Annotated in this window: 9 protein-coding genes; 5 read left to right on the top strand and 4 right to left on the bottom strand. The window is 29.8% G+C overall.

Going from position 1 to position 12,483, the window contains the following annotated elements:
• The first annotated feature begins 220 nt into the window (after positions 1-220).
• The 5 genes from ACMHJW_RS13765 to ACMHJW_RS13785 are packed head-to-tail and all read left to right on the top strand — an operon-like array spanning position 221 to position 4,632.
• Positions 221-1,165: an ABC transporter permease gene (locus ACMHJW_RS13765; RefSeq protein WP_413533978.1), complete on the top strand. Its 945-nt coding sequence runs from the start codon at positions 221-223 to the stop codon at positions 1,163-1,165.
• Positions 1,165-2,118: an iron chelate uptake ABC transporter family permease subunit gene (locus tag ACMHJW_RS13770; RefSeq protein ID WP_413533979.1), complete on the top strand. Its 954-nt coding sequence runs from the start codon at positions 1,165-1,167 to the stop codon at positions 2,116-2,118. Before ACMHJW_RS13765 ends, ACMHJW_RS13770 begins: the two co-directional genes overlap by 1 nt.
• On the top strand, positions 2,115-2,873 hold the full coding sequence (locus tag ACMHJW_RS13775) for an ABC transporter ATP-binding protein (RefSeq protein WP_413533980.1): 759 nt from the start codon (positions 2,115-2,117) through the stop codon (positions 2,871-2,873). Before ACMHJW_RS13770 ends, ACMHJW_RS13775 begins: the two co-directional genes overlap by 4 nt.
• Before the next feature lie 6 nt (positions 2,874-2,879).
• Positions 2,880-3,818, top strand: a complete 939-nt coding sequence (locus tag ACMHJW_RS13780) for a siderophore ABC transporter substrate-binding protein (RefSeq protein ID WP_413533981.1) — start codon at positions 2,880-2,882, stop codon at positions 3,816-3,818.
• Positions 3,819-3,822: 4 nt separating this feature from the next.
• Positions 3,823-4,632 carry a siderophore-interacting protein gene (locus tag ACMHJW_RS13785; RefSeq protein WP_413533982.1) on the top strand — a complete coding sequence of 270 codons (810 nt, stop codon included), beginning with the start codon at positions 3,823-3,825 and terminating at the stop codon, positions 4,630-4,632.
• 91 nt (positions 4,633-4,723) lie between these two features.
• On the opposite strand, the gene ACMHJW_RS13790 is transcribed toward ACMHJW_RS13785, so the two are convergent.
• The 4 genes from ACMHJW_RS13790 to ACMHJW_RS13805 all read right to left on the bottom strand — a co-directional run bounded on the left by ACMHJW_RS13790 (position 4,724) and on the right by ACMHJW_RS13805 (position 12,449).
• Positions 4,724-5,929: a PepSY-associated TM helix domain-containing protein gene (locus ACMHJW_RS13790; RefSeq protein WP_413533983.1), complete on the bottom strand. Its 1,206-nt coding sequence runs from the start codon at positions 5,927-5,929 to the stop codon at positions 4,724-4,726.
• A 6-nt stretch (positions 5,930-5,935) separates the two neighbouring features.
• Positions 5,936-8,128, bottom strand: a complete 2,193-nt coding sequence (locus tag ACMHJW_RS13795) for a TonB-dependent siderophore receptor (protein ID WP_413533984.1) — start codon at positions 8,126-8,128, stop codon at positions 5,936-5,938.
• A gap of 362 nt (positions 8,129-8,490) precedes the next feature.
• Positions 8,491-8,994: a hypothetical protein gene (locus ACMHJW_RS13800; protein ID WP_413533985.1), complete on the bottom strand. Its 504-nt coding sequence runs from the start codon at positions 8,992-8,994 to the stop codon at positions 8,491-8,493.
• A gap of 2 nt (positions 8,995-8,996) precedes the next feature.
• A complete protein-coding gene (locus ACMHJW_RS13805; RefSeq protein ID WP_413533986.1) occupies positions 8,997-12,449 on the bottom strand; it encodes a hypothetical protein in 3,453 nt (1,150 codons plus the stop codon).
• Between the last annotated feature and the right edge of the window lie 34 nt (positions 12,450-12,483).

Here is a 12,483-nt window from a genome sequence, read left to right on the forward strand (position 1 = left end):
TTAAAATCAAATAATTACTTATTATTTATTAAAAATTGTCATTCAGAATAAACATTTTTCTTGTTTTAATATTCTTTCCCTATTTATCATTATTAATCTTAGTAAAAGCTCTAAAATTCATCATTTTAGTTTACTAAAAATTGGTTAAGATTGTCTAACACATTTGTAAGAATGATTATTTTTTATACTTTTACTTATAATTAGTCTAAATAAAACAAAATTGAACTACCTAATCTCATGCTTAATTATTGCATTTCTTTTTTTAGTATCTCTTATCGTCGGCGTAAAAGATATAACATGGCAAAGCTTTCTACACAATACCAACGATGAACAATCTATCCTTATAATAAGTAGATTACCGCGTACCTTGGCACTAGTTCTTTCAGGAATTGGACTAAGTGTTGCTGGATTTGTGATGCAACAATTGGCTCAGAATAAATTTGTATCTCCTTCTACAATTGGAACTATAGATGCTTCAAAATTTGGTATTTTAATAAGTATATTACTTTTTCCTAGTTATGGTCTGATTACAAAAACGATTATTTCATTTATTGTAACGGCTTTATTTAGTATCCTTTTTATTCTTTTAATACAACGTGTAAAAAATAAGAATATCATTTTTGTTCCGCTTTTAGGAATTATGTTTGGTTACATAATCAATGCTTTTGCGACTTATTTCGCGTTCAAAAATAATATCGTTCAAAATATGGCAGGTTGGTTAATTGGAGATTTCTCCAGTATTCTACAAGGAAATTACGAATCGTTATATTTTATTATTCCGACAGTTGTCATGTTGTATTACTATGCTAATGAATTTGTGGTTTTAGGAATGGGTGAATCCTATGCAAAAAATCTAGGACTAAACTATCAACAAGTATTATTAATTGGTTTAATCTGTGTTTCACTTACAGTAAGTATTATTGTTGTTAACGTTGGTGCAATTCCTTTTGTTGGTTTGGTTGTTCCCAATATCGTGAGTATGTTATATGGTGATAATTTAAGGCGAATGTTACCGCTTTCTGCTTTATATGGTGCAATATTCTTGTTAGTTGCAGATATTATAGGGCGATTAATCATTTTTCCTTATGAACTTCCAATCGGTCTAACAATAGGTGTTATTGGTGGAATTTTCTTTTTAATTATTCTTTTAAAACGTAAGAACTAATGAAAACTAAAAATCTAAACCTATTCATTTTATTGCTACTTTTTATTGGATCAATCTCATTATTCTTAGGATTCGATCTTGGCGAACATTACGAATATATATTGCCAAAACGATTAATTCGTATGGCAACAATGGCATTAGTTGCTGTTGCTGTTGCCTATTCTTCATTGATTTTTCAAACCATTACAAATAATCGAATTCTAACACCAGCCATTATGGGATACGAATCAGTTTTTATCTTGATTCAAACCATCCTTATTTATATGTATGGCGATGTTACTTTTCGTACAATTACACAAACCAATAATTTCTTTATTGCAATTGGTGGAATGTTAATTTATTCATCAATTCTGTATTTTATACTTTTTAAGAAAGGGAAACAAAACATTTATTTGCTTTTGCTAATCGGAGTTGTATTAGGAACACTTTTCGAAAAGATAAGCCAATTTTTCCAAATCATTCTTGATCCGAATGAATTCTCAATGCTAGAAACCAAACTTTTTGTTTCATTCAATAAAATGAATACTGATTTATTGATCATCGCTACCATTTTAACCATAATAACGCTTTTAATCATACAACCTTTTTTAAAGTATCTGGATGTAATAGCGCTTGGAAAAGAACATGCAATTAATTTAGGATTAGATTATGAGAAATTAATTCGATTTTACATGATGACAATTTGTGTTCTCGTTTCTGTTTCCACAGCTTTAGTTGGTCCTATTGCTTTTCTTGGAATTATGGTTACCAATATTTGTTACGAATTATTTCCGACAAACAAACATAAAAAAATGGTTTGGTATTGTTCAGTTATTGCTTGTATCATCTTGTTTTTAGGACAATTTTTAGTAGAACATGTTTTCAACTTTTCTACAACAACAAGTATCATTATTAATTTTATAGGTGGTGTTTATTTTATCTATCTAATTCTAAAATCAACTCAAAAAAAATGATCAAAATAAAAGATATAGAAAAACAATTTAGCAATCAAAAAGTTTTACAAGACATTAACCTTTCATTGCCAAAAGAGCAATTAATCTCATTAATTGGTCCTAATGGCGCAGGAAAAAGTACCTTACTTTCTATTGTAAGTCGATTGCTTACTCAAGATAAAGGAACTGTTGTTTTAGAAGATAAATTACTAACTGATATAAAAAGTAACGACTTAGCAAAACAGTTAGCAATTCTGAAACAATCTAATCATATGGAACTTCGCTTAACGATTGATGATTTGGTTTCTTTTGGTCGATTTCCCTATTCAAAAGGAAAATTAACCTCAACTGATAAAGAAAAAATAAATGAAGCCTTAGCATTCTGTTCTTTAGAAGAAATACGAACAAAGTTTTTAGATGAACTAAGTGGCGGACAAAAACAGCGTGCCTTTTTAGCCATGATTATTGCACAAGATACCGACTATATTTTGTTGGATGAGCCTTTAAATAATTTGGATATGAAATTATCCGTTCAAATTATGCAAATGCTGAAACGATTGGTTCTGGAGAAAAAGAAAACAATTGTTATTGTGATTCACGAAATCAATTTTGCGGTTAATTATTCCGATTATATTATTGAAATGAAAAACGGTAAAATATTCAATCATGGGATAACTTCTGAAGTTATTTCAGCTCAAAATTTAGAAAACCTATTCGACATGAAATTTGAAATTATAGAACATAATGAATCAATAATTTGTAACTACTTTAAATAAAATATTATGAAAAAACTAAACATTATCTTAGCTCTAGCTATCGGAATCATCGTAACGTCATGCGGTGATAAAAAAGAAAAAACGACAGAAAATGCTGCGGAAACTATTGAAGTCGCACATGCTTTAGACACGGTTTCTGTGAATGTACAACCAAAAAAAGTTGTTGTTTTTGATATTGGTGCTATGGAAACTTTAAATGAACTTGGAATTAAACCTGTTGGAGTTCCAAAAGAATTCATTCCCGAATATTTAAAAACTATAAAAGATGATCAATCAATTACAGATGTCGGTTCTACATTCGAGCCTAATTTTGAAAAGATTTATGCTCTTAAACCTGATTTAATCATTATTTCAGGTCGCTCAGAAGAATTATACAAACAACTTTCTGAAATTGCACCAACTATTTACAATCAAGTAGACAACAAAAATTATCTTGCTAGTTTTGAGAAAAACAATTTGACTCTTGGAAAAATATTTGGACAAGAAGAAAAGGTTCAAAAACGAATTAATGAAATTGAGAAATCAATTGATGCTGATAAAAATGAGATTAATAAATCAGATAAAAAAGCATTAATTGTTTTATATAATAATGGAAAATTTAGTGCATATGGTAAAAATTCAAGATTTGGATTTATCCACGATGTAATGGGTGTAAAACCAGTTGATGAAACTTTAGAAGTTGCAACTCATGGTCAACCAATTTCTAACGAATTTATAGAAAGTGCTAATCCTGATTATTTATTTGTTTTAGATCGTTCGGCTGTAGTAAATGGTATTAAAACAAATAAAGATGAAATCGAAAATGCATTAATCAAAAGAACAAATGCATATAAGAATAACAACATTATTTATCTAAATCCTGAAATTTGGTATTTATCTGGAGGTGGATTATCTTCAACAGAACAAATGGCGAATGATGTGAAACAAGCAGTTCTAAAAAAGTAAAAAAATGGATAAACCAAAAATACATCGAGACAAATTCGTACTCGAAAAGAAAGAATGGATTACGCCACATATGATTCGCATTACGCTTAAAGGAAATGTTGAACCCTACAAAAACTGTATTGTAGGCGTTAATAATAAAATTTTTGTTCCGCCAATTGGACAAAAAAAAGTATATTTTTCAGAAAAAAAATCTGAAACAGGAGAATTAATTTTACCTGATGAAGATATTCGTCCTAGCTTACGAACTTATACACACAGAGGAATTGATTTAGAAAATAATCTATTAATCGTTGATTTTGTAAATCATGGTGAAAATGGTCCTGCTTCGTATTGGGCATTAAATGCAGAAATTGGTGATGAATTAGGTGTTGCAATGAAACTAAAAGATGCGCCACTACATCCACAAGCCGATTGGTATTTTTTGATTGGCGATGCAACTGCTTTGCCTGTTATAAGTTGTATTTTGGAAGCTTTACCAAAAAACGCAAAAGGAAAAGTTATCTTAGAAGTTCCTACAAAAGAAGACGAACAAATAATAGCAAAACCAGCTGGAATGGAAATTCAATGGGTTTATAACCAACATCCAGAAAATGGAAGTAAGTTAGCTGCTTTGGCAAGAGATTTCGAAATTCCAAACATAGATTCGAAGTTTGCTTATGTTGCTGCCGAATTTGCTACAGTAAAAGATTTACGTCATTATTTTAGGAAAGAATTAGAATGGTCTTCTTCCGAATTATATGCTTATTCTTATTGGAAAGCTGGAGTTGCAGAAGATAAATCTACTCCAGAAAGACAAGAAGAAAAACAAAGTTAAACGCATAATCGTTTGTAAATAGAAAAACCTCAATCTCATAAATGAGATTGAGGTTTTTTATTAAGTTGTATAAAATCTAATTATAGATCAATTAAGCTTTTTTACTTTTTTTTCTTCTACCCCACCAAATCATAAATCCTGTAACTGGCAAAGAAGCACAAATTAAACTAACAATAAAAGCTATAATTTTTGTTGGTAATCCTAAAATAGATCCAACATGAAGATCATAATTTGCTCCTATCACTTTTTCACCAAAATTTTTATCCTTCGGATCGTGTGTATGAAGTAATTCACCTGAATTTTCATCAAAAATTAAACTGCTGCTGCTGTAAAAAACTTGTTTTTTGTGCGCAACATATATTTCAAAATTTGGATGTTCGTGATCGTCCATATGCTCATGTCCTAAATCTACCGAAAAACCGTACGAATTTGGATATTTCGTTTTTACAGTTTCTATTATTTTATCTAAAGTAGATTCTGTTCTTAATTCAATTGGAGCTTTTGTCTTGATATGCGAAAAATCTGGATATGTTGTATTTCCTCCTGAAAATATCACATAAATAGCAGCTTGTACAAAGAAAAAAGCATAAAATAATCCTGTGATAGAAAAAATCAACGCAAAGATTGACGAATAAAATCCTAGAATATTATGAAGATCGTAGTTTTTACGTTTCCAATTTTTAATGTTTTTCCATCGGAACCAGAAGCGTTGTTTTTTAGCGGCTTTATTTTTGGGCCACCATAATACAATTCCACTGATTAACATAAAAACAAAGATAATTACTGGAATTCCTACAACATAGCTTCCCCAGCTTTGTTTTAATAAGAAACTCCAATGTATCATTTTTACGATGTTAAAAAATCCATTTTTTTCATCATAAATTCTTAAGACTTTTCCTGTATATGGATTTACATAAGCTTGTTTGTAAATAGGAAATTCGTCAAAATAATTCCAAGCATTTTCATCATGTTCATACCAAAAAAACATATAAGACATGTTTTTATCCATTGGTATATTTACCCAATGAATGGGATATTTTTCTTGGGTTTGTTCTTTAACTAATTCTTCTAGTTGACGAATTGGAATAACTTTTTTGTTATCGACATCTTTTTCTTGATGATAGATAACTTCTTTTCGAACAATATTTTCAAATTCATCTTTAAAAACATATAAAGCTCCTGTTATTGAAACAATAAAAATAATAGAGCCAATAAATAACCCAAACCAAAGATGTAGTTTCCCTAATGTTTTTTTCAGTCTTGAACTTTTTTTAGATGATTTTCGCTTGGAAGTCATTTTTTATTAAAATTTGAATGTTAAACTTCCTGAAACATTTACTAATTGTTGTGGATTTGCAGTTGTATAACCAATCCAATAATGTTCATTTGTTAAATTATCTACTTTTACTCCTACTCTAAATTTCTTTGCATCGTAGAAAGCATTTGCATTTACGATAAAATATTCTGGTAAATAAAATGTACTATTTACTTGATTTTTGCTTGCATAGTTTGCACCAATTCCAAATCCTAATCCTTTGATAGAACCATCTAAAAATTGATAACTTGCATTAAAATTAGCTAACCATTCAGAACCAGCAGTTGTTGGTCTTGTTCCTTCTAAAGAAGTATCAAATGGATTATCTGTAATTTTCGCATTATTATAAGCTAATCCTCCTACCAAAGAGAATCCTTTTACTAAATAAGCATTAACTTCTAATTCTACTCCTTCACTTTTAACCTTTCCTGATTGAGCTTGAACAGCTTGAACAGTTTGGGTATTTTCAGTATATTCTCCTGTATTTAATAATGAATTTTTTACATTGATATTATAATAGCTTAAAGTTGCATTAATTTTATTGTTAAAAATATTCATTTTTAAACCTCCTTCGAATTGATTTCCTTTTTCAGGATCAGAAAGTTCTTGGTGATTTTCCTTATCTATAGCATAATATCCATTGCTTTTGAAACTATTTTGATAATTTCCGAATATTGAAAATTTGCTTGGAACAAATTCATATACAAATCCAAATTTTGGAGACCAAGCTGATTGTGAATATGGTTCTGTTTTATTACCATATAAAAGACCTCTTTTAGAATCGTTGTTTTCGTAACGAACAGATGCTAAAATATTTAATCCTTCGACTGGTGTAAAAACATTCGAAATATATGCACTATACGTATTTAACTCTCCTATTACGGGATATTCTGCTAAATTTTTATCTTTATTATAAGAATCCATTACAGAATTATTGTTCATGGAAGCATAATCCCCATTTTTAAATGGTACCCAATCAAAATCACCAGAAATAAACATTTGATTATCTTTCGTTTGCATATAATCAAAACCAACAACAGTTCTATTTCTCATTTTACCAAATGTATAATCGAAATTGAAATTCTGTTGTACTTGGAAAGTTGTTTTTTTACTATCTCTTGTCGATTGATCTGCTCTCATTACTCCCAATTCTGTATCTAATGGGTTTTTAGTGTAAGTACTTTTTGGAGTTACATAAAAGTAAGGACTGAATCCATTAGATTGAGAATAAGCATTACTAATATTTGTTGATGATTTAATATGATCATTGATCACATAATTTACTTGTCCAAATAAATTTCTAACTTTTGATTTTGCTTTAAGACCATCTCCAACATAAGATTGTTTGTAATCTAATCCTAAAACTCTTTCAACATCTTTCATATTACTAATTCCTAAAGAAGGAACTCCTGCCATGTAAAAAAACATTTGCTCAGCCATTGCATTATTTTCGTACATCTCAAGATCAACGTTGATATCTAATCGATCATTTGGTTTATATCGTAATGATGGTGCGAAAGTAAAATATTCATTTCCGATATTTTTTTTCTGAAAAGTTCCAGAATTTGTATAAGCTGTATTAATTCGGAATAATAATTTGTTATCATTTGTTACAGGAGCATTTATATCTGCCGAAGCACGATAAAAATTATAACTTCCTCCCGCAACACTTACTGATCCATTAAAATCTTCGTGTGGTTTTTTCGTAATTCTGTTTACAACTCCACCATAAGATGTTACGTTACTTCCAAACATAGTTGCAGAAGGTCCTTTCAAAACTTCTAATCTTTCTAAGTTTGCCGCATCAATTGTAGAAGAAACTGGTGCTACTAATCCATTTCTTAATGAATTATTCGAAACGAAACCTCTTAGTGTTACATAAGCTCCCCCGTCTCCAGATCTACCAGTAGAATTCCACATTTTTTGTAAACCTGTTACATTACGATAGGCATCATCTACAGTAAAGATAACTTGATGTTCTAATACTGATTTATCAATGCTTGAAAAAACTTGTGGATTTTCTATGAATTTTAAAGGCATCTTATTAGAAGTATCCGTATCCTTCTTAATAAATGTATTGATGATTACTTCGCCTAAGGTATTAGTTTTAATAGAATCTGCTTCTTGTGCAAAAGATATAGAAGCATATAATAATGAAAGTACAATTGTTACTTTTTTCATTTAAAAAATTTTGGCAAAGCTATCTTATTATTTTAATTTAATCTAAATTAGTTTTATACTTTTTTCTTATTTTAGTGAGTCCATTTATTAAGTTTTATTTATAAAGTATTAAGTACTACAACTTGTTGATTAATAATACAATATATCAATAAAAGAAAAATTATATATAATAGATTATCAATTAATTAGCATAAAATTTAAGACTATTTTTTATCATAAAGCATAAAAATAAAAATGTATAAAAAGATATTTAAATTATAGATAAACAACAAATTACATTTATTAATTCTTTATTATAATAAAAAACCCAATGATAAAATATCATTGGGTTTTGAAATTAATTTTATAAAGTTTTCAACTTTTTACTTCCAATAGTTCCAGTTTGCTCCATCAAAAACAGCAAGCGATTTACTAACAGTATCATAACATATCATTCCTGCATAAGGGCTTTTTACTGTTGAATCGGGATTAGCTACTTTCGGTAAAATCATTGCTTTATCTGTAGATTCTAAAACCAATACACCAACAGCTGTTGAAGTTTCAGCACCGATAATTACTCCATCTCCTACTTCAGTCGATACATTTGAATTTAATTTTGATGTATCTCCAACATCACTAAGATCCTTCCATTCGTTATTTTCAACCATTCGTACTTTTTTGGTATTAATGTCAAAAACAAATGTTCCGTTTGTTAGTCCAACACTTGTAGTATTAGTAACAGCTGGTAAAATAATACCTTTTGAATTTATAGGGTTTTGATCAAAATCTAATAATGTATTTGATCCTGAAACTTCTGTTTTTCCAACTGCAATTTGAGCATGAGAAAAACTGCTTAAAATAAATAATATATAAATAAAATTTTTCATAATTAAAGTGGCTCTGTGTTACACGATTTCGAAATACATTTCCATTCTATACCATTGTATAGTTTTATACAGCTTGCGCTAGTATCATAAATTAACATTCCTTCTTGTGGTTGATGCACATTTGAAGAATTTGATACTCTTGAAATTACAAGACCTTTATTCTTTGATTCTAAAACAATGAATCCGTTTGGTACATCTGCTGGCCATGTTGGTCTTTGTGACGCTTGTGTAGAAACAGCCATTGCTGTAGATGGAGTACCTCCTATTGAGAAATCTCCAGATTTTACACATATATTATTCGAACAAATTAGATTTCCATCGTTTCCAGTTGCACTGCTTGGATTTATTCTTACATTATATACTTTGATTGTATTGATTACACTCGCTAAAGAAGATATTTCTATTTTAACTTCATTAAAAGGTTTAGTTGATTTAAAGCCATAATTTGTTTGTCCGATTCCGACATTTATTATTCCTAATACAGATAAATCTAACAAACCTGTACTAGATACAGTTTCTTGTAAATTACCATTTAAATACGTTTTAATAGCAAACGTCTCTAAAAGATCGGCCTTGATTATTCCTCCTACATCTGCAATTGTAAATCCGACATGAGTACCAGTTGGGTATCTGTTTGTTAAATCTAAAACACTAACTCCTACTCTTCCTGCCACACCTACACCTAAAGTTAATGTTGTATAATCTGTTTCTGAAGGGCTAATAATATTTTCAGGGTTTTCTACTTTACATAAAACACAAACAAGCCCGTCTATTCCAGTTCTAAAGTTATTAACAACAACTGGACGTGTAGGTGTATTTTCAATTGGATTATTTGTAGAACAATCAATAGAATTTTGACATGTATTCATAATATGTAGATCATATACCTTAATTGTTCCCAATGATACTCCTACAGGTTGCTCATAAATCAATTGTATTTCGTCAAACTCAGCCGGAGCTTTAAATCCTAGAGTTTTTCGAATATCCGTAACCAAATTTGCACCTAAAAGAAAGTTACCACTTTCTTCAATCCCTACTTGAGCACCATTTCTCAATAGACGAAGTTTTAATTTAGGTAAAACTGATACGTCAACTAAATTTGTAAACACGACATCAAAAGAAACATAAGTTCCAGCTTTTAATGGTGTCAATTGTTTTTGTATTGCTATAGTAGCTGTGCTTAAAACTCCTACTGGAATATTTATTGATGCAAAAGTTGAAGGATCATTATCTAAAAGATTAGATGTATTAACAATACTACCAAGTGTTGCAATACCAGTAACTCCTGTATTATTGCTTATTCTGTAAGGATATTCATCACTTCCTATTAATGTATTGGTATTACATGCTAAATCTGGACCTTCACAGTATTTTTTAACAATCATATTATATATTCTTGTCTCTCCTAATAGATCAACACTTAACAAAGTTGACATTCTAAATTGTACTTCATCGAATGGTTTTGTTGTTACAAACCCCACTACACTTCTTGGTGTACCACCTAATGCTTTTAGATTTAATAATAAATTACTTTGAGTTGATGTTTCTTGCTCTACACCTTTTAAATAAGTTCTGATTGAGATTCCTCCTAATAAATTCACATTTAGCAAATTCGTATTCGATATTTCAAATCCAGCAAAATTTCCAGCGTCAAATTGTTGTCCAGTTGTTGCAACTGACAAGGTTGCTGTTCCTGCTAAAGAAGCTGTTATATTTAATGAAGCATAATCTTCTGTATCACTATTCACTACATTACCTGAATTGCTCAATGAACCTATAGATAACCCTCCTGTTCCAGTGTTAGTTTGCTGAATAATTGCTGGGTATGTAGGAGATACAATTTTAGTGTCCACATTACACACTGGTATTGGTCCTTTACATAATTTTTTAACAATCATATTATAAACTCTTGTCTCTCCAATTATGTTAACACCTACCAATGTTGATAATACTAATTGAACCTCATCAAATGGTTTTGTTGTTACAAAACCGACAACACTTTTAGGAGAGCTTCCTAAAGCTTTCAGATTTAATAATAAACTATTTGAATCTGATGTTTCTTGCTCCACACCATTAAGATAAGTCTTGATAGAAATATTTTCAAATAAATTTAGATTTAAAAGACTTGTACTTGATATTTCAAATCCAGCAAAATATCCAGCATCAAATTGACGATTAATTGTTGCTACAGATAAAGTCGCTTTTTCATTTAAACCTACTAAATTAATTGTAGCATAATCATCAGCATTACTATTTACTACATTAGCTGAGTTTTTCACAGAACTTGTAGATACTAGTCCCTCTACTCCTGTACGTGAATTCTGAATAATTGCTGGAAATGCAGGCGTTATAATTTTAGTATCTTCATTACAAGCAAGCTCAGGCCCTTTACACATTTTTTTAACAACCATACTATAAATCTGTGTGTTACCAAACAAATTCAATCCTAAAGTATTTGTTTGCACAAATTGCACTTCGTCAAATGGCTTAGTCGTTATAATTCCTACTTCTGCCCGATCAGCAAATCCTAATAAAGATAAATTAACAAGTAACGTGTTATTATCTGATTCTTCTTGTTTTACACCATTTAAATAAGTTATGATCTTAGTTCCACTTAATAAGTTAGCATTAAGTAAATCTTGGTTATTAATATCGAATCCCGCAAAAAATCCTGCTTCATATACTTTTCCCAAATCTTTTACAGATACTTGTGCTGAAGCTCCTATGGAAGCACCTAGAGACATCGTCGCATAATCCAAATTATCATTATTTACAATATTTTGAGGATTTTCAATTTTACCTAATGTTAATCCGTTCGTTCCTGTTTTATTATCTTTATAATTAATAACAGCTGCAAACTTTTCTTGTGTAATTGGAGTGTTCGTATTACAAGCTAGTGTATCTAGTTCAATACAAGATTTTGGTGTAATAGTATAAAAGTAATAAACATTCGTAGTTACTATTCCTGAAACGTCCACCTTTACTCTTATTTTATTAAATGGTTTTGTTGATATAACTCCAAGGTTTCTTTTAGATGAAGAAACTGCTGCTATAGGAACAGAAAGCTCTATATAATCTCCTGTTTCTTCATCATTTAAATAAGTTTCAACCCGATAGGTTGTTGATAAGGCAAGCGCACTTGTTTCAGATAAAACTACTCCTGCATATGTACCCTTTGGATATGTATTTGAATTATTTTGTGCTTCAACATGTGCTGTTGGATTAACTACAGCTGAAGTCCAAGTTGATGCATTTTCTGTATTATTATCTATTACATTGGCTTTATTAGAAAATTGTTCTATTCCAAATGCACCTTGAGAAGATTTCACACTAAGTCCTGAGGAGAAATTATTTGTCGTCCAAGTAACCGGAAGGTTATTACAATCTTGTCCGTATGTCCAGCAAAATAGACATAGAGATAAGAACAGAAAAAATTTCTGTATAATATTTTTCATTTTTATTATAGTTATTAAATTAATAAATCTTTGT

The sequence above is a fragment of the Empedobacter brevis genome, assembly GCF_965118635.1.
Classification (GTDB): domain Bacteria; phylum Bacteroidota; class Bacteroidia; order Flavobacteriales; family Weeksellaceae; genus Empedobacter; species Empedobacter brevis_A.